General features: G+C 69.9%; 22 protein-coding genes. 7 read left to right on the forward strand and 15 right to left on the reverse strand.

Annotated elements, in window-relative coordinates:
* Nucleotides 1-27 precede the first annotated feature (27 nt).
* From OV208_RS14155 to OV208_RS14165, 3 genes are read left to right on the forward strand one after another with little or no spacing between them, the layout of a single operon-like run.
* Nucleotides 28-1,038, forward strand: a complete 1,011-nt coding sequence (locus OV208_RS14155; RefSeq protein ID WP_267574361.1) for a DUF2157 domain-containing protein — start codon at nt 28-30, stop codon at nt 1,036-1,038.
* A gap of 1 nt (nt 1,039) precedes the next feature.
* Nucleotides 1,040-2,143, forward strand: a complete 1,104-nt coding sequence (locus tag OV208_RS14160) for a DUF4401 domain-containing protein (protein ID WP_267574362.1) — start codon at nt 1,040-1,042, stop codon at nt 2,141-2,143.
* Entirely contained in the window at nt 2,140-2,637 is a 498-nt protein-coding gene (locus tag OV208_RS14165) for a GDYXXLXY domain-containing protein (RefSeq protein ID WP_267574363.1), read from the forward strand. The genes OV208_RS14160 and OV208_RS14165 overlap by 4 nt, the downstream gene beginning before the upstream one ends.
* 46 nt (nt 2,638-2,683) lie before the next feature.
* Here OV208_RS14165 and OV208_RS14170 read toward each other — a convergent pair whose 3' ends face one another.
* The 9 genes from OV208_RS14170 to OV208_RS14210 all read right to left on the reverse strand — a co-directional run bounded on the left by OV208_RS14170 (nt 2,684) and on the right by OV208_RS14210 (nt 12,174).
* Nucleotides 2,684-4,405: a sigma-54-dependent transcriptional regulator gene (locus tag OV208_RS14170; protein WP_267574364.1), complete on the reverse strand. Its 1,722-nt coding sequence runs from the start codon at nt 4,403-4,405 to the stop codon at nt 2,684-2,686.
* 345 nt (nt 4,406-4,750) lie between these two features.
* Entirely contained in the window at nt 4,751-5,479 is a 729-nt protein-coding gene (locus OV208_RS14175; protein WP_267574365.1) for a trimeric intracellular cation channel family protein, read from the reverse strand.
* Between the two features lie 44 nt (nt 5,480-5,523).
* The gene (locus OV208_RS14180; protein WP_267574366.1) at nt 5,524-6,321 is read right to left on the reverse strand and encodes a class I SAM-dependent methyltransferase; all 798 of its coding nucleotides are present in this window, start codon (nt 6,319-6,321) and stop codon (nt 5,524-5,526) included.
* Nucleotides 6,322-6,327: 6 nt separating this feature from the next.
* Nucleotides 6,328-7,086 (reverse strand): ZIP family metal transporter, encoded by a 759-nt coding sequence (locus OV208_RS14185; protein WP_120542113.1) that lies wholly within the window; start codon nt 7,084-7,086, stop codon nt 6,328-6,330.
* Nucleotides 7,087-7,118: 32 nt separating this feature from the next.
* The gene (locus tag OV208_RS14190) at nt 7,119-8,396 is read right to left on the reverse strand and encodes a COG3014 family protein (protein WP_267574367.1); all 1,278 of its coding nucleotides are present in this window, start codon (nt 8,394-8,396) and stop codon (nt 7,119-7,121) included.
* Nucleotides 8,397-8,404: 8 nt separating this feature from the next.
* Nucleotides 8,405-9,016: a penicillin-binding protein activator LpoB gene (gene lpoB, locus OV208_RS14195; RefSeq protein WP_267574368.1), complete on the reverse strand. Its 612-nt coding sequence runs from the start codon at nt 9,014-9,016 to the stop codon at nt 8,405-8,407.
* 14 nt (nt 9,017-9,030) lie between these two features.
* Nucleotides 9,031-9,846, reverse strand: coding sequence for a hypothetical protein (locus OV208_RS14200; RefSeq protein ID WP_267574369.1), 816 nt, complete (start codon nt 9,844-9,846; stop codon nt 9,031-9,033).
* A gap of 5 nt (nt 9,847-9,851) precedes the next feature.
* Nucleotides 9,852-10,418 (reverse strand): hypothetical protein, encoded by a 567-nt coding sequence (locus OV208_RS14205; protein ID WP_267574370.1) that lies wholly within the window; start codon nt 10,416-10,418, stop codon nt 9,852-9,854.
* Nucleotides 10,419-10,536: 118 nt separating this feature from the next.
* A complete protein-coding gene (locus tag OV208_RS14210; protein ID WP_267574371.1) occupies nt 10,537-12,174 on the reverse strand; it encodes a mechanosensitive ion channel family protein in 1,638 nt (545 codons plus the stop codon).
* Between the two features lie 181 nt (nt 12,175-12,355).
* Here OV208_RS14210 and OV208_RS14215 point away from each other — a divergent pair, with 181 nt between their 5' ends.
* The 4 genes from OV208_RS14215 (at nt 12,356) to OV208_RS14230 (ending at nt 17,665) form a co-directional block, all read left to right on the forward strand.
* The gene (locus OV208_RS14215) at nt 12,356-12,742 is read left to right on the forward strand and encodes a response regulator (protein ID WP_120533289.1); all 387 of its coding nucleotides are present in this window, start codon (nt 12,356-12,358) and stop codon (nt 12,740-12,742) included.
* 10 nt (nt 12,743-12,752) lie between these two features.
* The gene (locus OV208_RS14220) at nt 12,753-14,324 is read left to right on the forward strand and encodes a cytochrome c family protein (RefSeq protein ID WP_267574372.1); all 1,572 of its coding nucleotides are present in this window, start codon (nt 12,753-12,755) and stop codon (nt 14,322-14,324) included.
* 125 nt (nt 14,325-14,449) lie between these two features.
* A complete protein-coding gene (locus OV208_RS14225) occupies nt 14,450-16,396 on the forward strand; it encodes a LysM peptidoglycan-binding domain-containing protein (protein ID WP_267574373.1) in 1,947 nt (648 codons plus the stop codon).
* Nucleotides 16,397-16,669: 273 nt separating this feature from the next.
* Nucleotides 16,670-17,665, forward strand: a complete 996-nt coding sequence (locus tag OV208_RS14230) for a L,D-transpeptidase family protein (protein WP_267574374.1) — start codon at nt 16,670-16,672, stop codon at nt 17,663-17,665.
* Between the two features lie 32 nt (nt 17,666-17,697).
* Here the strand turns inward: OV208_RS14230 and OV208_RS14235 are convergent, their stop codons facing one another.
* From OV208_RS14235 to OV208_RS14260, 6 genes are all read right to left on the reverse strand, one after another.
* Complete coding sequence (locus OV208_RS14235; RefSeq protein ID WP_267574375.1) at nt 17,698-19,455, reverse strand: ATP-binding protein; 1,758 nt, start codon at nt 19,453-19,455, stop codon at nt 17,698-17,700.
* Between the two features lie 77 nt (nt 19,456-19,532).
* Nucleotides 19,533-22,055 (reverse strand): serine/threonine-protein kinase, encoded by a 2,523-nt coding sequence (locus OV208_RS14240; protein WP_267574376.1) that lies wholly within the window; start codon nt 22,053-22,055, stop codon nt 19,533-19,535.
* Nucleotides 22,056-22,163: 108 nt separating this feature from the next.
* Nucleotides 22,164-22,928: a hypothetical protein gene (locus tag OV208_RS14245; protein ID WP_267574377.1), complete on the reverse strand. Its 765-nt coding sequence runs from the start codon at nt 22,926-22,928 to the stop codon at nt 22,164-22,166.
* Nucleotides 22,925-24,211: an ABC transporter permease gene (locus OV208_RS14250; RefSeq protein ID WP_267574378.1), complete on the reverse strand. Its 1,287-nt coding sequence runs from the start codon at nt 24,209-24,211 to the stop codon at nt 22,925-22,927. Before OV208_RS14250 ends, OV208_RS14245 begins: the two co-directional genes overlap by 4 nt.
* Nucleotides 24,208-24,912 (reverse strand): ABC transporter ATP-binding protein, encoded by a 705-nt coding sequence (locus tag OV208_RS14255; protein WP_267574379.1) that lies wholly within the window; start codon nt 24,910-24,912, stop codon nt 24,208-24,210. The genes OV208_RS14250 and OV208_RS14255 overlap by 4 nt, the downstream gene beginning before the upstream one ends.
* A complete protein-coding gene (locus OV208_RS14260) occupies nt 24,909-26,561 on the reverse strand; it encodes a hypothetical protein (protein WP_267574380.1) in 1,653 nt (550 codons plus the stop codon). Before OV208_RS14260 ends, OV208_RS14255 begins: the two co-directional genes overlap by 4 nt.
* Nucleotides 26,562-26,633 lie beyond the last annotated feature (72 nt).

Raw genomic sequence — 26,633 nt, forward strand, 5'->3', positions numbered from 1 at the left:
GCGTCAAACAGGATACAGTCCCGCGCCGTGACGAAAGACTTCCTCGACCTGGAGGCGACGCCGGAGCGCTTGCACGCGCTGGCGGACGCTCGAATCCTGAGCCCGGACGCGTACGGGCGCGCGCTGAACCTGGCCGTCGCCTCGCCGTCGCGCTCCGCGTGGCACGCGTTCGTGTCCATGACCCTGATGGCCCTGGGCTCGCTGCTGGTGCTCGCGGGCGTGGTGTACTTCTTCGCCTACAACTGGGCGGAGCTGGGACGCTTCGCCAAGCTGGGCCTCATCGCCCTGGGCATCACCGGGACAGCGGTGGGCGCGTGGCGGCTGGGGGACCGGCCCGCGGGCCAGTTCGCGCTGCTCGCGTCCGCGGTGCTCGTGGGCCCGCTGCTCGCCGTGTACGGACAGACGTACCAGACGGGCGCGGATCCGTATGAGCTGTTCATCGGATGGGGCGCGCTCATCCTGCCGTGGGTGGCGCTGGCGCGCTTCACCCCGCTGTGGCTGCTCCAGGTCGTGCTCGTCAACACGGGCGTCATCCTCTTCTGGGGCCAGCGCATGGACGGGCTGGGGTCCCGCGAGGGCCTGCTCGCGCTGCTGCTCGGCGCGCTCAACGGCTTCGCCTGGGCGACGTATGAGCACTTCGCCAACCTCAAGGTGCCCTGGCTCCAGGGGCGGTGGCTGCCGCGCGTCCTTTCGCTCATGACGTTGACGCCGCTGCTCGGCATGTCGCTGTATTTCATCCTCAGCAATCGCGAGCGTACGCTCGAATCCGGCCTGTCGCTGCTGCTGCTGCTCGCGGCATTGGGCGCCATCTACGCCCTGCACCGCCACCTGCGCGGCGAGCTGTTCCTGCTCACCGCGGGCGCGCTGTGCGCGATGACGCTGGTCACCACGGCGGTGGGCTACTTCCTCATCGAAGTCTCGATGCCCGAGGAGATCGTCCTGCTGGTGATGACTCCGCTGGTCATCGGTGAGATGGCGCTGGCCGTGACCTGGCTGCGCCACGAATCCCACGCCACCGGCGTCACGGAGGAGACCTGACATGGCCCTGCGACCCTCGATGCGCGAAGTCCTCCGGGGACTGGTGGCCGAAGGCCAGGTGGACGCGGAGGTGGAGGCCCGCGCCCGCACGGCGCTGGAGGTCCGGCAACGGACGATGAGCGCCTCGCCCTGGTTCGTGAAGGCGCTGTCCGGCCTGGGCGCGTGGATGTCCGCCGGCTTCCTGATGAGCTTCTTCGCCTGCGTCGGCCTGTGGAAGGAGGAAGGCGTCCTGCTCGTGTTGGGCGTGGTGCTGTGCGGAGCGTCCATCTACCTGCGACGAGAGCTGGAAGGGCCCTTCATGGAGCAACTCGCGTTGTCCACGTGCCTCGCGGGCGTGGGCTCCATCCTGTCCGCCGTGGCGGAGTGGACGAACAGCGACGTCACCGTCGCGCTCGTGGCGGTGGGGCTTGGCGTCGTGCTGCTCGCGTACTTCCCCGACGTCATCCTCTACTTCCTGGCCACGCTGGGCATCTGCCTGGCCCTGGGTTTCCTGACCGAGAAGGCGATGAGCGGCATGGGCGTGGACCTGTGCGTGGTGCTGGGCGCCGCGGCCCTCTGTGGCCTGCTCGTCCACGAGCCCCGGCTGCGCAAGGGCCCGCTGGGTGACCGCGTGGGACCCATGGCCTTCGCGCTCGCGTGCGCGGTGCCCGGCTGGCTGCTGTTCCGCAACCTCATCGGCATGCAGGACGGCTTCCACTACCTGTTCCGGGGGGACTTCCTGCCGCCCGTGGCGCTGACCGTGCCGCTGGCCCTCATCTCCCTGTGGACGGGATGGCAGGTGCTGCGCGAGCAGGGCCTGGACAAGGACCGGGGCGTCTGGCTTCCGGCGGCGGGCGCGCTGGTGCTGCTCACGGGGATGACGCTGAGCACGCCGGGCCTGCTCGTCGCGGGGCTGATGCTGACGCTCGGCTTCCACCGCCGCAGCCGCGTGATGCTTGGACTGGCGGTGGCGTTCCTGCTGACGTTCGGTTCGTTCTACTACTACGACCTGCGGATCACCCTGCTGGCCAAGGCGCTCGCGCTCGTGGGCAGCGGGCTGGTGCTGCTGGGCGTGCGGCAGTTCTTCCAGCGGCGCTCGTCCGCCGTGCTCGCGGAGGCCCGATGAAACGCGGCGCCGTCATCTTCGGAGGGCTCGCGCTGGTGCTCGTCGCCCTGGCCGCCCTCGTCGTGCAGAAGGAAACCGTGCTGGCCCGGGGCCGTCCGGTGTTGCTGCGGCTGGCGCCGGTGGATCCCCGCTCGCTCATCCAGGGCGATTACATGGTGCTCGACTACGCCATCAGCCAGACGTGGCGCGAGGGCCGCGAGGCGCCCCAGGAGGACGGCAACGTGGTGCTGCGCCTGGACGAGCACGGCGTGGGCCAGTTCGTGCGCTACGAAACGCCGGGCACCGAGCTCGCTCCGGATGAGCTGCGCCTGCGCTTCCGCATCCGGAACTCGCGCATGCGCCTGGGCGCGGAGTCCTTCTTCTTCCAGGAGGGCCACGCGGACCGCTACGCCCAGGCGCGCTACGGAGAGCTGCGCGTGACGGACAGCGGCACCAGCGTGCTCGTGGGCCTGCGCGACGAGGCCTACCAACCGCTGGGCAAGGCCGTGCAGTGAGGCACGGGCGCTGCGCCCCGGTGCGTCCGGGGCGCGGCGGCGTGAATCACGCGGCCTCTTCGCCTTCGAGCAGGTCGGAGAACGGCGAGCCGTCCTCGCCCAGCGCCTTGTAGAGCGCGTCCACCTTCTCCAGTTCGCGCTTGAGCGCCTTGTGGTGGTTGCGGTTCTTCACCAGGCTTTCGCGGCCCAGCAGGCGGAAGGCTTCGTCGCGCCCCACCTGACGGATGGCCAGTCCCAGCACCAGTCCGCGAAAGCCATCCGCGAGGTCCAGATCCAGCGGCCCGCCCCTTCGGCGCGCTTCTCCCACGAACGCCTGCGCGGCGGCGCGCAGGGCCTCCGGCAACGGACGTCCGCCCGGCGCCTGCTCGTAGTCCAGCGCCCGCGCCACGTGCTTCTCCTGCAACACGAGGTCGCCCGCGGCCCCGGCGTGCTCCACCATCGCCAGCGTGTAGGCGCGCCGCACGATGTTGTCGAGCTGCCGCAGGTTGCCCGGCCAGGAGCTGGTGACGAGCAGATGCTCCGCCTCCGGCGCCAGGCGCGCGGAACCATCCGGCAGCCGCTCGCGGTGGCGGCGGTTCACCATGTACCGCGCCCAGAGGGGAATCTCGTCGTTGCGGTCCTGCAGGGGCGGCATGCGCACCGGCAGCACGTTCACGCGGTAGTACAGGTCCTCGCGGAAGCGGCCGGCCCGCACCTGCGCGTGCAGGTCCGCGTTGGTGCCGATGATGAAGCGCACGTCCGCGAGCTTCTCGCCGGTGCCCTCGCCCAGCGGCCGGTAGCTGCGCGACTCCAGCAGGTGCAGCAGGCCCGCCTGCGCCTTGAGCGACAGCTTGTCGATTTCGTCGATGAACAGCGTGCCGCCATCCGAGCGCGCCACCACGCCCGGCGCGTCGCGCGTCGCGCCGGTGAAGGCGCCCTTCTTCCAGCCGAAGAGCTCCGCCATCTGGAGGTCCTCCGGCACCGTCACCAGGTCCAGCGTCTCGAAGGGCTTGCCCCGGCGGTTGGAGCGCTCATGGCACCAGCGCGCCAGCCGCGACTTGCCCGCGCCCGTGGCGCCGCTGACGAGGATGGTCTCATCCTGGAGCGCGAACACCTTGAGGATGGGCAGCAGCTCCGCCATGGAGCGGCCCACCACGGGCAGGAATTCGTCCACCTCCGGCGTGGCCACCGGCCGCTGCGGCAGCGCGGTGAGGTACGGCGCGGCGACGTCCGTGAAGAGCTGGAGCACGTCCCCGGCGTCACGCCAGACGAACTCCTGGCCCATCGCGGCCAGACACTCGGCCTCCAGCGAAATCATGCCCTCCATGCCCGCGGGCGTGCGCAGGGGCAGCACGCACACGTGCGTCGCATGACGGCCGAGGAAGCGCTGCTTGCTTTCGTTGCTGTGGAAGCCCGCGAGCCCCGGGTCCCCCGTCACGGGCGCGTCCGGCGCGTGCGGCTGCACCGTGCCGATGTTCACGTCGATGGACACCGCGCAGCGGTGCTCCACCACCGCGCGCCACGCCGTGGCGGAGGTGAAGAAGGGCGTCCCGACACCCGCGTCCGTCGTCTCCTTGGCCCCCACGTCCAGCGCCGCCAGACGGCGGTACGCTTCTCCGGGACGCAGGTGGACGATGCCGCGCAGGACCCGGGCCCGACCCGCGTAGCGGCTGGACGCCACCGCGGCCTCCGCCGCGGCCAGCATCCGGCGCAGCGTCGCCGCCGCGGCCGACTCGAAGTCCCTGGAATCCCTGAGCGCAGCCATGAGCTGCGCCAACTCGTCTCGCATCCCCTTCGCCTCCGTGCGGATGCCGCGCCACCGCAGACCGGCGAAGCCGTCCTGAAAACAGACGCGGACTCTATCGGAGATGACGAATGGAGAGCGCGGAAGGAGCGGCCCCTCCTTCCGCGCTCCGGGTGCATCCGGATGCGTATACGCCGTTGCCAGCGTATGCGGCCATTCTCATGCGGATGTCGTGCCAGCCAGAGAATCCCTGTGATTTCGAGGGTTCCCACGCAGGCCCCTGCCCCGGATGCGTCCTGACAGAACGCGGACGCGTCCAAACGGAACGCAGACGCGTCAGTCCCTGCCATGGACGCGTTGGCTCCTTGCTCTACAAACGAAGGAGCGAGGTCATTCCATGCCCACCGCCATGAGGTGCGGCAGGCTCCAACCCCGCCACACGCTGATGACGCGCAATGCAAAGCAGGAGGCGCCTCCGACGAAGGCCATGGTGCGGGAGGCGAAGCCCAGACGCTGTCCTACCACCATGACGAGCGCCCCGGTGAGCGCCGCCAGTGCGTAGATGTCCGCGCGCAGCACGGTGGGGACGTGGGCCAGGAAGAGGTCGCGCACGGTGCCGCCGCCCGCGCCGGTGATGGCGGCCATGAGGATGGCCATCAGCGGACGCAGGCCGAAATCCAGCGCCTTGCGCGCCCCTGCGATGGCGAACAGGGACAGGCCCGCCGCGTCCAGCGTGACGAGGAGCGCGGCGGGGACGGACGTCACGAAGCGGTGGAGGAAGAGCACCGTCGCGCCGCCCGCGAAGGCCACCAGGGCATAGCGCTGGTCGCGGATGGCATTGGGCGGAATCGCGCCGATGAGCAGGTCGCGGAGGATGCCCCCCCCCAGCGCCGTGGTGAACGACAGGACCATGACGCCGAGCGGATCCAACCCACCCGCGATGGCGGCGATGGCCCCCTCTACCGCGAAGACGAAGGTGCCGGCGAAGTCGAACCCCAGCAGCAGTCGCACCTCGCGGCCGTCCACGCGCGCCACCGTCCCCTGCACCGGCGAGGCATCCATGCCGGTGACGCTAGCACCCGGCTTCCCGTCCCCCGCGCCACGGGCCCGGGCGTCCATCCACCGAAGGACACCCCACCCTGCCCTTCAAGGCAGGCCCGGTGTCAGGGAGTGGAGGGTGCGTCCGGCCGCAGGACGAAGACGCGGTCCAACCGGTTGCTGCCGCGCTCCACCGGCGCTTCCAGGTCGTAGTCGAACGTGAACGTGGCGGTGACGCGCAGGCCCGCCTTGCGGAACATGCGCTTCACCTGGGCCTCGTCGTGCGTGCGGAAGAACCACGTCGTCTCGATGAGCCAGTCCTTGTCGGGACCGGTGACGCGCAAACGGTTGCGCATGGGCGAGCGGCGCAGACGCTTCTCCGGCAGCCCCTCGTGCGTGTTGCACACGACCTTGTCCGGGCCCACCTGCCCCACCCAGCGCTCATGCTCCGGCGCCGAGCGCGTGTAGTCGGTGAGGTGGAAGCCCAGCACGTAGATGCCGTCCGGCTTGAGCAGCCGCCGGGTGCCCACCAGGTGCTCCACCGTGGCCTTCTCGCTGTCCAGGTAGCGGAAGGTGGAGACCAGCGTGTGGGCCAGGTCCACGCGACCTTCCAGCGCGGGGTCGAAGAAGTCCTCCATGCGCGCCTGCGACAGCTTCACGCGGCGGCGCTCGGCGGGGGTGAGGCGCTTGCGCGCGTGCGCGAGCATGGCCTCCGACAAGTCATAGCCCGCGACGCGCAGGCCCCGGCGCGCGGCCTCTTCCACCAGCCGGCCCGCGCCACACGCGGGCTCCAACCACTGCTTGCCACCGGTGCCGTAGCGCTGGCTCAGCGCCTGGAGGAAGTCCGCCTCGCGCACGGTGTCCGTGCCGAAGATGGCCTCGTAGTACTCCGGATGGTCGTACCACTCCTTGCGTCGTTCCATGGTGCGTCAGTGCTCCGTGTGCCCGAAGAGGCGCGCCAGCACGAACATCACAAGCAACCCGGCTGCCAATGCCACCAGGTTGCGTCCGGGCTTGTCCCGCCCGTGCTTGTTCACGTGCGGCAGCAGGTCCGACACGGCGATGTAGAGGAAGGTGCCCGCGGAGAAGGCCAGCGCCTTGGGCGCCAGCGATTCGAAGCGCAGCACCGCGTCGAAGCCGAAGTAGATGAGCGCGCCCACCGGCACCATCAGGCCGTACAGCGCCGTGTACGCGAGGATGGTGCGGCGCTTCTTGCCCTCCGCCTGGAGGATGGACGCCAGCGACAGGGACGAGGGAATCTTGTGCGCGGTGATGGCCAGAAGCGCCATGGCGCCCACGCCCTCCTTCACGGAGGAGCCCAGCGCGATGCCGTCGAAGAGCGTGTGCGTGGACAGGCCCAGGAACGCGCTCAACCCCAGCGCATGGCCGTGCACGTGCTCAGCGCAGTCCGGCGGCTCTTCACAGGTGTGCGCGACGAGGTAGCGCTCCAGCACCAGCACGAAGAGGAAGCCCAGCGGCACGAGCGCGAAGGCCCACCACCCGCCGCCCTCGTACGCCTCCGGGAGCATGTGGAAGAACGCCGCGCCGAACATCACGCCCGCCGCGAAGGCGAGGAATGTCACCAGCCGCGTGGAGCGCTCGTTGAAGACGACCACCGCCGCGCCGGCCAGCGCGCTCACCACGACGATGCAGGAATAGAGAAGGACTTCGGCCACGACCGACGACATGGGGCGCGCACCCTAACCCCAAATCGCGGCGTTCAATAGCTTCGCACCACCAGCACCGACACCCGGCCCGGCTTCACCTCCACGAAGTGGGTCGTCGGACGGCCCGGCGCATCCACCTGGATGGTGTGTTTTCCCGGAGGAAGCCGGAAGCGCGCCACCTGGAACTCCGCCGGCAGTGACAGCCAGGAGCGCAGGTCGGGCTGGTTGCCGGCGTTGAGCAGCAGGAAGGTGAGCACCCCCAGCTCCTTGCTCTTCGCCAGCGCGCCCACGCCCGCGGCCACGCCCGCCTTGGCCACGGCGCCCGCGAGCTGCTTGGCCAACATGCGGCCGATGCGGTCGTTCAGGTGCACCTGGGCCACCCGCGCCAGCGACGTCACCGTCACCGCCCGCTCCGACTGGCCCTCCACCGCCACGCGCACCGGCGGTGTGCCTCCCCGGTCGCGGTACATGGGCACGGAGATGAGCTCCCCGGAGTCGTTGTAGTTACGCGACGTGGACATCTTCTCCGGCGACAGCCCCGCCTCCACCACCACGACGAGCTGCCCGTCCCCCGGCGCCAACGGCGCGTGCGCCACGTCCGGAAACTTCTGGGCCAGCATGGCGTAGGCGTCGTCGCGGCCCGTCTTCTTCGCCAGCCGCAACAGGGGTTCCACCAGCCCGTCCAGCCGGGGCTCCAGTTCGTACGCCTTCATGTAGTCGATGAAGGCCGAGTCCCACTCGCGCTGGTCCTCGTACAGCACGCCGCCCAGGTAGCGGGCGATGGCGAGCTGTTCGTAGGGCTTCTTCTCCTCGGTGATCATCTTCTCGATGCGCTCGTTGACGCGGCGGACCTCCACGAGCGCGTCCTCGTCCCGGCCCAGCTGCGCGTAGTTGAGCGCCTGGAGGACGGAGATCATCAGCTTCTCGAAGTCCTCCCCCCGGTAGGCACGCCGGCGCTCGTTGCTGAGCAGCACCCCGGCCTCCTCGCTCACGGAGGTGATGTCCAGCTCCCCCACGAGCCGGTCCGCCTCCGCCAGGACCTTCGTGCTCGCCTCCCACTGGCCGGCCGCGTGTTGCACCATGCCCTTGTCGAGCAGCAGCAGGAGCTGGTCGCGCGGCGGGGCGTCCTTCTCTTCGCCATCCAGCTCCCGGAGGGCGCGCGGATAGTCGGAGGATTGGTACGCCGAGCGCGCGGACGCGGTGCGCGCCACGTAGTCGCTGGCGCAGCCGCTCAGGCCCAGGGCGGTGATGAACAGCAGGCCCCAGCGCACTCCCGTCAAACGGACGGAAAGGCGTGGGGCCCGCGAGGCGATGTCGGACACGTTGGACACGGAGGCGACTACCAGCTCACGCCCTGCTTTTCGAACTTCTTGCGGATCTGCTTCTCGTCTGTCCAGGCGATGGTGCCCGTGCGCACGTCGTTCAGCTTCGCCGTCATCTTGTAATAGACGGACTTGTCGCGGCCGACCTCTTGGATGATGGAGGCGAGGTCGCCCGTCATCAGGAAGTCCACCGACGCCTGCTGACCGGGGGCCTTGGCGGCGTCCGGGCTCACGTAGCCGGACTGCTGGTACTCGTACTCCTCCGCGATATCCTGACGCGCCTGCTGATCCACCAGCGCGAAGCGGCCCGTCTGCGCGAGCGCCGTTTGAATCTTGTCCCCCAGCGAGCGCATGTCGATGTGCTCACTGGTGCTGTTGCGCAGCTTGCCCACGAGGACGATGGGCAGGGGCGAGCCCTGGGGCGGAGGCTGGGCGAAGCGCGGGGAGCTGGCCAGCGACTCGGCCATCTTCTTGGCGATGAGCTGCAGGTCGTTCTCGTTGAAGCGGTCCCCCAGCATCTCGATTTCATTGGGGTCCGCGTAGGAGCCACGCGTGAAGGCGCGCGGACCAGCGCAGCCGACGAGCGTGACGGCGACGAGGGCGGACAGCAACAGGCGGCGGGTGTTCATGGTCGGGTTGACTCCTAGTTCCATTCGCATTCGAAGCGGCTGCCTTCGAAATTCCACTTGTAGGCAAGCACCGCGTCGCGGCGGTAGCCGGCCGTGAGCCGGCAGAGGCTCTGCAGCGAGCTGCGCGGATAGTCGAAGGTGTACGTCTGCGCCTTCGAGCGCTCCTGCGCGGTGAGCTGCGAGGGGTGCGTGAGCGTGGGGCTGGCGCTGGCGGCGACGAGCACGCGGTGCGCGCCGTAGGTCTTCAGCGGCACGCGGCCGGCCAGTTGGATGCGGCGCACCGTGCGGGCAATCACGATGTCGCTGCGGTCCACCATCGTCTCGTGGGTGTTGCGGCGCTGGAGCAGCTCCGGGAGGTTCGCGGAGAACACCCGGGTGATGTCCCCGTCGTCCACGAAGAAGTAGAGGAACGCCTCACGCGCGGTGCGGCTCTCCCCGGTGAAGTCCAGCGTCACCAGCAGGTTCAGCTCGCGGTTGGGCGCGAGCCCCTGGCGCGACACCGCGGCGATGACCGTCTTGTCCACGCCCGCCTTCTTCAGGCGGATGAGGCCGTCCGCGCTCGCGTCACACGCGCAGCGGCGCTCTTCGATCATCTTCACGAGCTGCGCGGGTTCGAAGCCGGCCTGGGACAGCTTGGTCAGCTCGTCGTCGGTGAGGGGCAGCTGGTCCGACCGCTCGTAGATGCGCGGTAGCTGGTTCGGATCCCAGTTGATGATGTTGTACGTCTGCACATCCCCGGTCGGGAACGGCAGGGAGACGGTGGGCGGGGCGACGCGGGGCGCCTGGGCGGCGGTCAGCGCGACGGCGGCGGCGAGCAGTTGGGCGATCATGGCGGTCAGAACCGGTATCCGATGTTCATGAACAACCGGTTCGTCACTCCTCCTCCCCCGATGGGGATGTCCGGCGAGTAGTGCAGGCCCATGAGCACGCGGTCGCGGCGGCCCAGGAGCATCTCCGCGCCAATCTGCGGCGACAGGGCGAAGCGCAGTCCTTCGCCCTCCGGGATGACGATGGCGCCCGCCTTGAGGCCGAAGGTGAAGGACACCGGCCAGCCCCAGGTGCGGAAGGTGGGGCCCACATTGCCGATGAAGCGGCCCCCGTCGAAGACGTAGGCGCCGCTGGCATCCAGGCGGTACCAGTCATCGCCCCAGAGGGAGATGGTGGCGCCCACGAACAGCGGCGGGCCGTCCGGCGCGCCCGCGGGGTTCTCCTGGGAGTTGATGGCCGCGCCCCAGTCGAACTGGAGCGACACGCCCCGGCGGTTGTCGCCGTAGCCGCCCTTGCCGTACTCCGACTCCTCGGGCCCGTCGGTGCGACCGTCACGCTCCTGGGCGCCCGCGGACAGCGGCGTGGCGACGGCCAGGAGCGCCAGGGCTCCGCACAACGTGACAGGACGCTTCATCTGTTGGACTCCCCAAGCGTGGGTGCGACTGCTCTTGCGCGAAGTACGGCGCGCCGGGCGACATATTCATCGCGCGGCGAACATCCGTGCAAGCGCCTGTTCTTCCAGGCGCCTGCGTTCAGGCCCGCGGCTCCGGTGCGCCCGCCGTCGCCGTCTCCGTGTCCTTGGAGGCCGGAGCCAGGGCGGGACGGGATTCACTGCGCACCGTGGGCAGCCACTGGGGACGGGCGCGCAGGAAGAGGACCATCCGCTCCCGGACGAGGAAGCGCAGGTCGCCCAGTTGGCTGGAGTTGGCCGCGCTCACCAGCGCGCGCACGGTGAGGGTCTTGTCCATCACGTCGAAGACGACCAGCGTCTTCACCCGGCCATCCCACAGGTTCTTGCCTTCCTCGGCCAGGATGCGGTCCAGCTCCGCGCGCAAGGCGTCGATGTCCGCCATGTAGTCCACCTGGAGGATGACGGTGCCCATCATCTCCGGGGAGCCCTTGCTCCAGTTCTGGAACGGCTTGTCCAGGAACTGGGTGATGGGAATCACCATCCGGCGCTGATCCCAGATGCGCAGCACCACGTACGTGAGGGTGATCTCCTCCACCGTGCCGAACTCGTTCTCCACCAGCACCTGGTCGCCAATGCTCACCGGCTGGGTGATGGACAACTGGATGCCGGCGAGCAGCGTGGAGATGGACTTCTGCGCGGCAAGACCGATGACCAAACCCGCGATACCAGCGGAGGCGAGCAGCGACACGCCGACGTTGCGCACCACCTCGAACTGCATGAGGAGCAGCGCGGCGGCGATGACGTAGGTGGCCACCTCGAACACCGCGCGCAGCACTGCCAGCTGCGTACGCAGCGAGCGGGCGCGGGGCTTGTTGCCTGCCTCGGAGGTGACGCGGCTCTGGACGAACGCCTCCGACACCCGGAGGAAGCGCAGGATGAACCACGCCACCGCGATGATGACGAGCGAGTAGCTCACCCGCTCGCTCAAGAGCCGCAGCTTCGGGGGCAGCAGCAGGAACGACGTGCCCAGCGCCAGCAGGCCGGAGAAGAACGGCAGCCGCAAAGGGCCCCGGCCGGCGCCGACCAGCTGGTCGTCCCAGCTGATGTTCGTCCAGCGCGCCACGCGCATCGCCGTGGCCAGCAGCAGCTTCTCCAGGAGGTACGAGAGGATCCACGCGCCCAGCAGCGTCACCGCCAGGCCCAGCCACTGCCACGGCTCCAGGCCCAGGAACGTGCGGTCGAAGAAGAAGGACGGCAGCGTCTCCGTCAGCAGCGGGCCGTACTCGTCGAAGAGCGGGTCCACCATCTTCACGGTGGCCTCCCCGAACACCCAGGTGGGCACGCCGTCCACCGTCACCCGCTGCAGGCGGATGGGCACGCTCGCGCCCTTGAGCGCGATGGCGCCCAGCGTGTCGAAGCGGGAATTGCCGGCGTCCGCCTCCGCCGTCTTGGACAGCGCGGAAACGTTGAGGGTCAGCTCCCGGTCCAGGACGAACTTCAGCCGGCGCGCCAGTTGGGCCCCCCGCGTGGCCTGTTCCGTGGCCGGCAGGAAGTCCAGGTAGAGGTAGTGGGACGCCCGGGGGTAGTCCCCGCGATGCACCGCGTCCAGGAACCCCTGCGCGGTGGCGCGGGGCGACTGCCGGTCGAGGTCCTGGGGGACCTGCCCCAGGCCTGGGTTGAGCGCGGCGGCGGGGAGGCCAACCAGGGCGGTCCAGAGGAGAAGGAGGGCCGCCAGGGCCCTTGGGGCGCGGTGCTTCATGGGTGCCTCCTTACCTCTTTTCGACCCGGTTGCCCGTGAAAGACGGACTTGCTCCGGAGGCGGCCGGGCGGGCGGGAACGCCCTCGGCGGAAGACGGAAAACCCGGGTCCGGGGCCTCGACGGGAAAGCATTGGTGCACCGGGAGGTGGTGGGCTAGAACCGACCCCCAAGGAAGGTCGCCGTGTCCGAGCAGAAGCGAAGAATCCTCCTGATTGACGACAGCGAGATCACCCTCGCCATGGAGAAGGCCGTGCTGGAGGCGCGCGGCTATGAGGTCGTGGCCACCTCCACGCTCATGGAGTTTGAGAAAACGCTCCAGATCTGGCGACCGGACCTCATCCTCACCGACATCCACATGCCGGAAGCGAAGGGCACGGACATCTGCCGCACGCTGAAGAACGAGTACGGCACGCAGGACATCCCCATCGTGCTGTTCTCCAGCCTGCCGGACGACGAGCTGTCGAAGCTGGCGGAGCAGGTGGGCGCGGATGGCTCGCTCTCCAAGGTGAACGGCCTTGAAGCGATGGGCGAGAAGATCGACGAGCTGGTGCAGAGCATCCTCTGGTGAGGTGACGGTGATGCGCGCGTACGTCCTCGCGGTGCTCGTGGGCGCGCTCCTCTCCGGTTGCAGGCGACAGGAGTCGCGCCCCCAGGAGGGCGCCTCCCCGACGCCGCAAGCCACCTCCCCCACCCCGGCCGCATCCCCGCCGGGCGCCGTCCTCTTCATCTCCGCCGACACGCGCGGCTACCTGGGTCCCTGCGGGTGCAGCGAGAACATGCGCGGCGGCATCGGCCGGGCGGCGTTCCAGGTGCAGGAGGCGCGCAGGGGCGGCCAGCCGGTGCTGTACGTGGACGGCGGCAACAGCCTCTTCGGTGAGACGCACCTCAAGCCGGATCAGGTGCCCCAGGAGGAGCGCAAGGCGAAGGCGCTCGCGGACGCGTTGCGGACCATGGGGCTCGCGGTGCGCGCGACGGGCGAGCTGGACGACACGCGCGGCCCGGACTTCCGCCGGAGCCTGGGCTTGCCGGAGGTGGCGTCGGGCGGGGTGAAGCTGCTGGACGCGGGCGCGCGCAAGGTGGCCGTGGTGGCCGCGGCGTCCGGAGAAGCGCTCGTCCAGGCGAGCCAGCAGGCGCGGGCCCAGGGCGCGGACTTCGTGGTGGGATTGTTGGACCAGCCGCTGGAGGCCGCGCAGGCCGCCGCCGCGCTGCCGGGGCTCGCCGCGAACCTGGTGGTCGCGACCCACAGCGCCGGGGAGTTCTCCGCCGAGGAGAACCGGCTGGTGCGCTCCGACGTGCCAGTGGTGGCGGTGCAGAGCAAGGGGCGGTCGCTCCTGCGCGTGGACCTGACGTACGCGGCCCAGAAGGGGCCGTTCGCGCTCCAGCGTTCGCAGGGGGACGTGGACCGGGAGGTGGCGGCGCTGGAGCAGCGCATCGCGCTCCTGGACAAGGACATCAACCTGCCGGGCGTGGATCCGAAGCTGAAGGCGTTGAAGCAGGGTAAGCGCGACGAGCTTTCCGCGCGCAAGCAGGGCTTGCTCACCGCGCCGCCCGCGCCCGCCACCGACGTCAACGGCTTCGCGCTGCGCTTCCTGCCGCTGGAGTCGAACCTTGCGTCCGCGAAGGACACGCAGGCGCTGGTGACGGCCTACGACGTGGACGTGGGGAAGCTGAACCTCGCGTGGGCGAAGGAGCACGGCCAGGACTGTCCGCTGCCCGCGAAGGGACAGGCGGGGTTCGTCGGCAGCGCGGCCTGCGCGGACTGCCACGCGGAGGCCACCACCGTGTGGGAGGCAAGCAAGCACCACCACGCGTGGGAGACGCTGGAGGCGGTGGGCAAGCAGCACCACCTCAACTGCATCGGATGTCACGTCACCGGCTGGCAGCAGCCCGGCGGCGTGTGCCGTCTGGACAAGGTGGCCGGACGCGAGGACGTGGGCTGCGAGAGCTGCCACGGTCCGGGCTCCAAGCACGTGGACGCCCCCAGCCCGGAGACCATCGTGGGCAAGCCGGGACAGGCGGTGTGCGTCACCTGCCACAACCCGGAGAACTCGCCCCACTTCGACTTCGCCACCTACCTGCCCCGCATCCTCGCTCCAGGTCACGGAAGACCTGTAAAGAGCGAGCAGGCAGGAGAGCCCCCGGCGAAATAGGGTCGCCTGCTCCCACCGGGGGTCCGTCCGGAGGGCATACCGTGCGACTTGTTGTTTGACTGTCAAGAAAGCTGGCGAATACTGCGGCCTTCGCCTGCTTCTGGGCGACCTCGCCTGGCGTTCCCATGCCGCCTCTTTCACTGCTCCTGCTTGCCCTGGCCTCGGTCCCCTCCCCGCAGGGGGTGGCGCCGAAGCCCGTGCCGCCGCCCGGCGTGCGTGCGCTGCCTTCCTCGGAAGCGCCTTCGCTGACGGCGGATGGCAGCCTGGCAGTGCCCCCCGTCCCCGTGGAGGAAGGCGAGGAGACGGAGGAAGTGGAGGCCGAGTCCGCGGAGCTGGAGGAACTGCGCGCGCTGGAAGGCGCCGCGTTGGATCCGGAGTCGAAACCCAACGCGGAGATGATGCAGTCGCTCAGGCGGCTAGGCCTGACGAACCCGCTGCGGCTGCGGATGCTGGACGCGCTGGAGGAGCCCACCTTCCGCGAGGACGACACGCCCCCGGCGCTCGCTCGCATCACGGACCTGTCCACCTTCGATGTTTCGCTGGTGAAGGACCGCTTCGACATCCCGGTGGACATGCAGCCCCGGGTGGCCGAGTACATCCAGTTCTTCCAGGGCCCGGGCCGCAAGTGGTTCCGCAAGTGGATGGCGCGCTCCACGCGCTACCTGCCGGTGATGCAGCCCATCCTGGAGTCGAAGGGGCTGCCTCGGGACACGGTGTACCTGGCGATGATTGAGAGCGGCTTCTCCGCGAATGCCTATTCGTGGGCGCACGCGGCCGGGCCGTGGCAGTTCATCTCCAGCACGGGCAAGCAGTACGGCCTCAAGCAGGACTTCTGGGTGGACGAGCGGCGCGACCCCATCAAGGCCACGCACGCGGCGGCGTCGTACCTGAAGGACCTCTACGGCGAGCTGGGCCACTGGTACCTGGCGTGGGCGGGCTACAACACGGGTTCGTACCGGGTGCGCAAGATGGTGGAGCGCTACGGGACGAAGGACTGGTGGCTGCTGGCGGAGGAGAAGGGCCTCGCGAAGGAGACGAAGCACTACGTCCCCAAGCTCATCGCCGCTGCGCTGGTGGCGAAGAACCCCGAGGCGTTCGGCTTCTCCCAGGAGGAGTTCCAGTACGAGCAGGCGCTGGACTACGACGAGGTGAAGCTCACGGATGCCACGGACCTGGACGTGCTCGCGCGTTCGGCCGGGGTGAGCGTGATGGACGTGCAGGACCTGAACCCGGAGCTGAAGCGCTGGTGCACGCCTCCGGCGTCGGCCTCGAAGCCCTACGTGCTGCGGCTGCCCCGGGGGACCTCCACGCTGTTCGCGGAGAACTTCCAGAAGCTGTCTCCGGCGGACCGGCTGACCTTCCGCGTGCACACGGTGAAGCGCGGCGACACGTTGTCCCAGATTGCCCTCCAGTACGGCACCGCGCCGGAGGCCATCCTGCAGATGAACCGGCTGAAGAGCGCTCGCACGTTGAAGCTGCGCGCGGAGCTGGTGATTCCGGTGCCGTCGGGCCGAGGCGGCAGCGGGGACGCGGGTGGGGCCATCGCGTCGAAGGTGGCGCAGGCTCGGCGCAGCGGCGTGGTGGCGGTGCGGCCGGAGGACGAAGTGCCGGCCGGGACGCCCAAGGGGCCCGTGGCCGCGGGGCCCGTGAAGACGGAGAAGGTGAACGGCAAGACGCGCGTGACGTACGGGGTGCAGGAGGGCGACAGCCTGTGGCTCATCGCCAACCGCTTCCAGGTGTCGGTGGACGACATGAAGCAGTGGAACAACCTGCCGCGCCGCAACCGCACGCTGTCGTTGGGCACGCTGCTGACGGTGTGGCCGCCGGACGCGAAGGGCGCGACCCCCGCGAAGGTGGAGGAGCGCGGCGGCACCATCGTCGTGGCCAGCGCCGTCGCAAGTCAGGCGCCCGCCGGCCCCAAGGGCAAGATGCACACGCTGGCCGAGGGCGAGACGCTCTGGTCGGTGGCGCAGCGCTACAACGTGTCCGTCGAGGACATCATGAAGTGGAACCACATCAAGGACCACCGCACGGTTCCCACCGGCAAGCTGCTGTCGCTGAGCGCGCCGTAGCGTGGGGACGTGACGGGATGAGCCCGGGGGCGTTTCGTCCCGGGGCTCGTGGCGTGAAGCGACGGCCGGGGCCTTGCAGTCCCCGGGTCCATGATTGCTTCCGCGCTGCTTCGAGAGACCTCCTCCCTTCCCGCTGAACCGTTCGACTCGCGGGAGCCCTCCCCTGACGAGCCGGGACTGACACGCGGAGCGACCGTGCTCCGGTACGTCCCGTCCCGTGGAGCTGAACGTCCCGAGGACAGGACGGTCGCTGGAAGCACGGCGGCCGTCCCCGTGTCGAACCTGGCCCACGCGTCCGCGTTCGCGTCACTCACGGCGCACAACACGCTGACGCCCTTCGATGCGCGGGTGGGTTCGCCTCGCGCGTCGGCGGTCGCTGGGACGCCCATACCGACGGCCGATGCCGCACGCTCTGCGACGGCCGATGATCTCCGGTCCGCGACCACCGCGCTCCTGGAGCACGCGCGAACGGCTGCGGCCACCGTGCCCACTGTGTCTTTGGAGCACGCGCGCTTCACCGGTTCGCCCCAGCTCGCGGACGTGGCAACAGGCGCGGCCGTCCTGGGAACGGGCTCTCGTGGGGATGGACTGCGCGCGGTGCAGGGCGCGCTCATGGACATGGGCTTCGCGCTGTACGGCGGCGCGGATGGACGCTACGGGCCGGACACGACCCGCGCGCTGCGCAACTTCCAGGTGCACGCGGCCAGCGCGGGGTTCCCTGGCGTGCGCACGAGCGGCGTGCTCGATGCCGTCACCCTGCGCGCCCTGGAGGCACTGGCTCCTGCGCCGGGCTCACGCGGACAGACGCGCGCCCTGCCCTCCCCATTCTATGCGGGGCAGCCGGTGCGCGTCGTCATCGCCTTGCGCGAACACCGCACCTTCCTCTTCGACCCGGAGGGCCAGCTCCTGGACATCTTCCCCAACGCGGTCGGCACCGCCGCCACGCCCACGCACCCCGGCCTCAAGGTGGTGCGCGCGAAGCTGGATCAGGTGGCCACGGAGAACGCGGGCGCTCGGCTGTGGAATGACGGGCACGTGTTCGGCGCGCGGCTGCTGGACCTCTCCTGGGTGGATGGCCACCGCAGCGGCGAGGAGCTGCACGGCACCAGCGCGCCCGCGCTGCTGGGCGGCGACGTGTCCCACGGCTGCATCCGCCATGCGAACGAGGACATCCTCGTGCTGCATGACGCGCTCGCCGTGGGAGACCGCATCGCCGTGGTGGAGACGCTCCAGGATGCGCACCTGGGCGTCCCCGTCACCGTCGGCTGAACCCACCGCCGACGGTGCACGGACTCAAGGCGTCACTGCTCCTCGAGCAGCATCTTCAGCTCCCGCACGCGCCGGCTGATGTAGTCCCGGTCCAGCGCGCGGAAGTTCTCCGGCAGCAGCGCCCGGCTGGTGCACTCCTGCACCGCCACCAGGTTCTGCATTTCAATCTCCAGCGGGTAGCTGGGCGGCACGAAGTCCGCGAGCACCGCCGCCAGGTCTTCCTTCGTCACCTGGTCCCGGTTGTCCGCCAGGGCGCGGAACTTCGAGCGCACCATCACCGCCTCGATGTCCGCGCCGCTGAAGGCGCGCACGCCCTCCGGAATCAGCGTGGCGAAGGACTCCACGCCCTCCACCGACACGCCCGTCTTGCGGCTCATCACCTGGAACAGCTCGTTCCGCTCCTCGTCCGTCTGCGGATAGAAGAGCGCGATGTGCTCCTCGGCGCGTCCCTGGCGCTTGAGGTCGATGGGCAGCAGGTCCGGCCGCGCCGTCAGCAGGAACCAGACGATCTTGCCGCGGTACTGCGTGTTGCCCATGAAGGCCGCGATGGAGCCGAAGATGCGGCTGCTCGTGCCCGAGTCCCCGCCAGAGTCGCGGTTGCCGAGGAAGGTGTCCGCCTCGTCGACCATCACCGCCACCGGCCACAGGGCCTTGAGCAGGTTGAAGATCTTCTCCAGGTTGGCTTCGGTGACGCCCTGCCACTGGCTGCGGAAGTTCAGGAACTTCACCACCGGGATGCCAATCTCCCCGGCGAAGCAGCTCACCATGAACGTCTTGCCCGTGCCCACCGGACCGCTCAAGAGGTAGCCCATGGGCATGACCTCGATGCGGCCCTTCTTCAGCGCGGACGCCGCCTGCCGCAGCATCTGCTTGGCGTGCGCGTGCCCCGCCACCGCGTCCAGGTTGTGCGCCGGTTCGATGAACTCCAGCAGGCCGTGGCACTCCGCCTGGATGAGCTCCTTCTTCTTCTCCTTGAGCATCTCCGGCGTGATGCGGATCTCCCGCTCCAGCGCCTCCGTGAGCACGCGGTCCAGGTTGATGCGCGACAGGCCGGCCGTCATCTTCGCCAGGCCCGCCAGCGGCACCTCCGACAGCGACTGGAGCCGCTTGCCGTCCAGCTTGGCGCGCACGTAGTCCAGGCGCTCCTCCTCGGTGGGCAGGGGCAGCTCGATGGGCGCCACGTACGGGTTGCGGCTGATGCGCGGCGACATGTCCGCCAGGTTCTCCGCCAGCAGCACCACCGACACGTCGCCCGCCAGGAACTGCGGGTCGTGCGCCCACTTGTCCAGCGTGGCCACGACGAAGCGGTCCTCCGCCGACAGGTGGCTCATCTCCCCGCCGGGGACCAACGTCTCCGCGAAGTCGATGATGAGCGCCAGCGAGCGGCCCTCGCTCAGGCGCATGCGCAGGAAGTTCTCAAGAATCTGCAGCGCACGGCCCGGGTCGCGAGGCATCACCTTCGCGTAGTCGGTGCCGTACATCGCGTCGTAGCCGGTCATGGCCCGCGACAGGTCCTTCTGCGTCTCCGGCGTGGCGGAGCGGATGCCCGACGAGCGGTCGTAGAACAGGACGTGGTCCCGTCCCCCGAACAGCTCCTCCGACAGGAAGGTCTTGAGCGTGCCGAAGCCGCGCCCGCCGTCCTCCAGTTGCAGGGGCTGGAGATCGCGCACGGCCCCGTACAGCAGGAAGGTGCTGACGGTCTTCGTGTAGTACTTGCGCGCCAACTGCTGCGCCCACCGGGGAAGATCCGCCAGCGGATCCGCCTTGTTCACCTTGCGCACCTTCGTCACGGAAACCCCTCCGGTGTCGCTCCCCCCACGACCATCAGGGGGGAGGACCCTCAGGGTTCAAGCTTAAGCGCGACCGCTCAATCGCGACAACGCGCCTGCTTCTTCAGCGTCGCATCCACCTTGATGACGGCGCCCAGCGTGGTGGCCACGACGTCCACATCCTCGTCGGCGTGGCACTTCGACTTCAGCGTGAGCTCCCGCGTCCCCGGCGGCACCCGCACCGCATTCGGGGTGACGACGCCCAGATCCTTGTTGCCCAGGTAGATGGCGGCGCCCGACGGGTTGGAGGTGATCTGCACCTCCAGGTCCGCACGCTCCAGCGTCGCCGTCACGTCGAAGGACCCATCCTTCACGGCCATGGTCCCCGCGAAGGTCTGATAGCCCGGAGCCGACACCTCCACGACCGGGGAGTTGGACGTGAGGGAGAAGTCCCGGACCAACGACTCACGACTGCCCTGCGCGCGAGCCACCTTGCCGTCGATCTTCACCTCGGCGTCCTCGGGCCGCACCTTCAACACCACCAGCACCGAGCGCGCCTGCCGTGGGAGCACGGCGCGCACCGGCGCCGCGCTGGTGCCTTCGGACACCGTCACGGACTGGTTGAAGACTTCGTGGCCAGGCGCGGTCACCAACACCAGCACGTTGCCAACCGGCACCTGCTTCAGGACGAAGCCACTCTCCGGGAACGCCTCCTCGGGGCCCGCGTTGATGGACACCCGAGCGGTCGCCTTCGCCTCGGGCGTCTTGAGCTCCACCATCACGTAGCCCAGCGAGGGGCTGCTCGGCTTGAACACCACCGCCAGGCCCACCAGCAGCAGCAGCGAGGCCAGACCGATGGCGCTGTAGAGCAGCCGCTTGTCCAGACCGCGCAGGCCCAGACCCGGACCGGGGCCCGCGTCCTCCTCGAAGACTTCCTTCTGACGCGCTTCCTTCGGCGGGTACGGACGCGGCGGATTGCCCAGCATGGGCGGCGCGGGAGGCCGCGGCGGGGGCGGCATCGGCTCCGGCGGGGAGTCCGGACGGACGATGCGCGGCAGTTGGCCCTCGCCCCCCCGGTTCGGCGTCGGGCGCGGCGCGGGCGCGTCGTGCGACATCAGCGTGGGCACGTTGGTCAACGACGGGCGCGGAGGCGCGGCGTTGAGCACCGGCATGTTGTTGTGCGACAGGCGCGGCGGCCCCACGGTGTGCGCGGAGGAGGAGAACGGCGGGAGGGTGCGGGGCTCGTCCTCTTCCTCTTCGTGCGCGGCGGCCCGGGACTCCAGCGGCGTGATGGCGCGGCCAATGGCGGCGCCGGGCTGGGTGGTGGGCTCCGGCGCGTCGTTGAAGACGGCGTCGCGGTCCACCATCTGCGTCGCCAGCTCCTCGTCCTCCTTGGGCGAGGGCGCGGCGGGCGCGGCGGTCAGCTTGGGCAGCGCGGCGAGCGTGGGCGAACGGCGCGCCCCCTGCGACGACGCGTTGGGGCTGGAGGCCCGCGGCTGCGGCGGCGCGTACACCGGCTCCACGGCCGGCGCGGACGACGGCTGCACCGCCGGCAGGTTGGTCATGCTCTGCGTGGGCACCGGCGACGGGCCGCTGTAGCCCGCCTCGATGGCCGCCAGCATGCCGTCCGGCGCGCGGATGTCCGCGTACTCGGCCAGGCGCTGCTTCTCGCGCTCCACCTCTTCGGCGAACGTGGACTTCATGTACTGCATGAGGTCCTTGCGGCTGAAGATGCTGTCGCTCGTGAGCAGGAAGCGCTGCAGGTCGTCGCCGAGCTCGCTCGCGTACTGGTAGCGCTCGTCCACGTCCTTCGCGAGCGCCTTGAGCACGATGCGCTCCAGCGCCTCCGGGATGCGCCGGTTGTACGTGGACGGCGACGGCACCTCCGCCTTGCGCACCTTCTCCAGCACGCTGAAGTCGCTGTCGCCCACGAAGAGGCGCTCGCCGGTGAGCATCTCGTAGAGACACACGCCAATGGCGAACACGTCCGAGCGGCGATCCAACGGCAGGCCGCGGATCTGCTCCGGGCTCATGTAGCCGAACTTGCCCTTGAGGATGCCGGCCTGCGTCTTGGTCGCCTTGCCCGCCGCCTTCGCGATGCCGAAGTCGATGACCTTGACCTCGCCCTCGAAGGACACGAGCACGTTCTGCGGCGAGATGTCGCGGTGGACGATGTTGAGGTCGCGCCCCATCCCGTCCTTCTTGAGGTGGGCGTAGGCCAGGCCTTCACACATCTTCGCCACGCAGAAGGCGACCAGCGGCACCGGCGCGGGTTCGCCCTTCTTGCGACAGCGGTCGAAGATGGCCCGCATGTCCTTGCCGGGGATGTACTCCATCGAAATGAAGTAGCTGCTGGCGATCTGCCCCAGTTCGTAGATCTGCGCGATGTTGGCGTGGGTCAGCTGGACGCTGATCTTCGCCTCATCGATGAACATCGAGATGAATTCTTCATCCTCGGCGATGTTCGGCAGGATTCGTTTGATGGCGACGAGCCGCTCGAAGCCACTGGCGCCGAACTGTTTGCCGCGCCAGACCTCCGCCATGCCGCCGATGTTGACGCGGTCCAGGAGGAGATACTTCCCGAACGGGATGGGTTGCCGCTTCGGTTGAGAGGTCGTCACTTTGGGTGGGGGTAGAGTCCTTGCAAGGAGCCTATCGATCGCGGCTCCGCAGGGTCAACCGCGCACGCCGACCTATTTCCGGCCGCTTGCTCTGCAAGCGGCCCGAACTCAAGGCGAAATAGATGTGGCTTCGCCGTCCGAAGCAGCTTCGGGGAGCTCCAGCTCGATGGCCGGTTGCGCGTCGTTCTCCTCTGGAGAACGGGCCCGCACGACGCTGAAACGCGGCTCTCCCCGGGTGGAGAAGAGGCCGGGCGCACCAAAGCGCACCTCGGCGGGCAGCCCGACCAGCGTTACCCACGCCTGCTTGCCGTCCGAGGCGACACAGTACAGCAACGTCCCCGGCCGCGTACCGGAAGCGTCACGGGCGGGGCCTTCGCAATTTCTGCGCACCTGGAGTGCGTAGGAGGGCACCTGGATGCCGCGCAGCCGGTAGGGCGGCGTGCCCAGCGCGTCGACGAGGGGCTGGAGGACGCGCGCCTCCACGGGCACCGCCTCCGGGGTGGCCTGCTTCTGAGCGGCTTCATGGAAGTTGCGCAGCGCCACCGCCGCCTGCGCTTCCGCGTCCAGGGGAGACCGGCCTTCCGACAGCACCAGGTCCAGGAAGAGCGCGCCCACGAGCAGGATGGGCAGCAGCCGGTAGCCCTTGAAGCCCTCTGGCTGCTTGCGCAGGAGCCCTCCCCCCAGCACGACGAGCCCCACCGCCGTGAGGCCCAGCACCGCGCCCGCGCGAACGACGGAGGGCGACGACGTCACCGCGGAGACCTCCGCGGTGCGCACGCGCAGGGCATCCGCGAGTTCGCCGCCGTAGAGCCACCCCAGCGCCCCCAGGCACAGGACGTTGACCACCAGCGTCCCGCGCTTGGGGCCCGTCATCCCGCGAGCGTCCTCGCCGGATCCGTGGCGGCGGCGCGGCTGCTGGGAAACCAGGCGCCCGCGAGCGCGGCCACGAGGCCCAGGAGCACGCCGCCCAGCAGCACCGTCACCGGGAAGGAGAAGAAGCTGTCGGGCTTGAAGGGAAAATCCGGCAGGTAGCCCGCCGCGAAGCGGTCCACCGCGAAGGCCAGGAGCAGCGCCACGGATGTTCCCGCCGCGCCGCCCAGCAGGCCCACCACGCTGGCTTCCGCCAGGACGATGGAGCGGATGTCCGCGCGCGAAGCCCCCACCGCCTGCATCACGCCAATCTCCCTGGCCCGGGCGCGCACCGACGCGGACATCGCGTGGGTGATGTTCACGGCGGCCAGCACGCAGATGAGGATGGACAGGAGCGCCAGCGCGGACGTGGTGAGTGCCACCGCCGCGCCCGCGTTCTCCGCGAGCCTTCGCTCCTGATCATCGATTTCGAAGCCCATGCCCTTCACCGCCGCCACCAGCGCCGGCACGTACGAAGGGTCCGCCGCCACCAGCGTGACGCCGGTGTAGCTCTCCGCGTCCGCGCCCGCCGCGCGGTTGATGCGCACCGCCGTGTCCAGCGGGATGGTGATGCCCGCGAGCATGGCCCGGTCCGACGCGCCCACCACCTGCGCCTGCTGCGTGGAGCTGGGGCCGCCCGACGTGGCCGCCACGTAGGAGCGGTTGAACTCCACCGGGAAGCCGAAGCCGATGAGCATCTCCGCGGACAGCTGCGGCAGCTTCCGCGCGGGGGCGAACGTCTTGTTGTACAGCTCCAGCAGGCGCGTGGAGATGAGCGCCGGGATGGCCTTGCCCTCGCCAGGGTCCTTGAAGTCCTTCGCCTCCTGGAGCCCCACGTCCTTCTGCACGAGGCCGGGGTCCACGCCCACCGCGAGCACCTCCAGGCCCATGCGCAGGCGCGAGCCGAAGAAGGTGCCGTCGTAGCGGGTCACCGCCGGCACGCGCACGTTCATCTTCCGGTACGCCGTCTCCACGCCGGGCAGCGCGCGCAGGCGCTCCACCGCGCCCGTGTCCAGTTTGCCGCCGCCCAGCAGGCCCAGCGACACCGACGGGGGCACCACGTCCACCAGCCGCGAGTCCGTGGGGAAGATGCGCTCGCGGATGACCTGACCCACGCCCAGCCCCAGGCCCACGAAGAACACGAGCGCGCCCACGCCCATCGCCACGCCGAAGGCGGAGAAGAACGCGCCCCGCCGCTCGCGCGCGAGCGACAACCTCACCAGTCGGGACAGTGCGTCCAACCTCATGGGGTCCCTCGCGACGTCAGGGCCGCCGATGTCGGAGACTCCTCGATGAGCCGCGCGTCCTTGAGCCGGAGCACCCGGCGCGCCACCGCGCTCATGCGCTCCTCGTGGGTGACGGTCAGCAGGGTGAGCCCGTCCCGGTGCAGCTCCTGGAAGAGTTCGATGACGCCCGCGCCCGTGGCCGCGTCCAGGTTGCCCGTGGGCTCGTCGCACAGGAGCAGCTTCGGGTTGGCGAAGAGGGCCCGGGCGATGGCCACCCGCTGACGTTCGCCGCCGGAGAGGCGCACCGGTTCGCGGTCCTGCTTCGAGCCCAGGCCCACGCGCTCCAGGAGCATGCTCGCGCGCTTGCGGGCCTCCGGGACGACGGCGCCGAAGTGCGAGGGCAGCAGCACGTTCTCCAGCGCCGACAGGTTGGGGATGAGGTGGAAGGACTGGAAGACGAAGCCCACGTGCGTGTTGCGAAAGCGCGCCAGCTCCACGTCGCGCAGGCCGGAGAGCTTCAGGCCTCCCACCTCCACGGTGCCCTGGTAGTGCACGTCCAGGCCGCCCAGCAGGTGCAGCAGCGTGGACTTGCCGCTGCCGGACGCACCCACCACCGCGACGAAGTCCCCGGCCTCCACGTCGAAGGACGCGCCGTCCAGGACGCGAACCCGCGCGCCCTCGCCGTCCTCGTACTCCTTCACGACGTCCCGGACGCGAATCAAGGGGTGGCCGGAGTCGTGGTGGTGGTGCCGGCCGGAGCGGGCATCAGACGCAGGGAGATTTCCGCCTGCAACGCCTTGTCCTTGCGCGACAGCGACAGGGTCACGGCGCGCAGGTCGTCGGTGGCGTCCAGCCAGCGCACCGTGGTGGCCTTGATGGCGAAGCCGCCAATGCCCCACGCGGAGGACGGCAGCGCCTTCACCGCGTCCGCCAGCCGGCGCAGGTCCAGCAGCAGCACCACCGCCGCGTCCTTGCCCACCGACTTCAAATCCTCCGACACGGGGCCTGTGCCCGCCGGCTGCGCGAGCGCGGTGAGCGACGACTCCAGGCGCGCGCGCGGCGCCGCGAGCACCAGCTTGCCGTCCTTCGTGAGCGCGAAGTGCGCGCCCTCGCCCGCGCGGTACGACGTCAGGTAGGCCTTCTGGCCGTTCAGCTCCGTGGCCTCCACCTTCGCGCCGAAGCCGCCCGCGAAGCCGGGCACCTTGTCCAGCGTGGCCTGCCCCTTCGCCACGTCCTTCGTCTCCGCGATGGCGACCAGGTTGACGAAGCGGAAGGGGTTGGTGCGCCGCAGGTCCAGGTCCGGCAGGCCCGAGCCCAGGTTGACGCCAGGCGACAGCGACAGGGCCAGCACCATGCCCGGCTTGAGGTTGTCCAACACCTCCGTCTTCACGTTGAAGCCCGCCTGCTGCACCGCGCGCGTCACCTGCGTGCCCGCGAGGTACGGCCACACGCCGTCCAGTTGCGCCGGGTCCCCCCGGAAGCGCGCCACGAAGAAGCTGTCCTGGGGCAGCCAGCCCGCCAGCGCCTCTCCACCCTTGGGCTCCAGCGCGGCGAGCGACGCCTGCGTGTCCGGCCACGGCGCGTCCGCGCGCAGCGTCACCGCGCGCTCCTCGATGTGGCCCACGAAGGTGATGCCTTGCACCGTGCCCGCGGGCAGCAGGCCCGAGCCGCCCGGCAGCCACACGTGGAAGTCCCGGTCACCCGTCAGCCGCTTGAGGGACGCCTCCAGCACCGGCTCCTTCGCGATGGAGTTCTCCTCCGGCAGCGCCGCCAGCTCCGGCAGCCGCGCCACCGCCGCGCCCGCGGACAGCAGCACCATGTCGTGCTTGAGGAAGAGCAGGCCCAGCGCGGGCTCCGTGGCACCCGGACGGCTGAAGGTGACGAGCCTCCCCGCGTCCGACTTCGTCTCCTTCTCCTCCGACGCGCCCAGCCGCGAGCGGGCGAAGGTGGCGAAGGTCGTCTTCAGCTTGTCCGCGTCCTTCACCCCGATGACGGACACCGCCTGCGTGCCGCCCAGGAAGGCCGCGCCCGCGCCGCGCTTCGGGTCGATGCCGGCGTCCTCCAGCGCCTTGCGGCTGCGCAGGTCCACGCCCACCTGCCGCATCACCGCGGACACGTAGCGCTCCGCGCTGGGGAAGTTCTGGAGCTGCGCGACGAACGAGGCCACCTTGAGGTTCTGGAAGTGCGCGAGCTTCTCGCCCAGCGTCCCCAGGTCGTCGATGACGACGGCCGCCTGCGCCGTGCGCGGCAGGTAGCGCGACACCCCGGCCGGAGAGGACGCGGGACCGGCCGCGTCCTTTCCGCAGCGCGAGCAGCCGGCGAACACGACCAACAACAGGAGCAGCGGGAGGAAGCCAACGCGGCGGAGCATGGGCGGCAGGACAGGATGCCTGCGCCGGAGAGTCAATCTATTCGTGTGCCGTCGCGGCCCCCCGCCACACCC

This window comes from Corallococcus sp. bb12-1 (assembly GCF_026626765.1).
GTDB classification, from domain to species: Bacteria; Myxococcota; Myxococcia; order Myxococcales; family Myxococcaceae; genus Corallococcus; species Corallococcus terminator.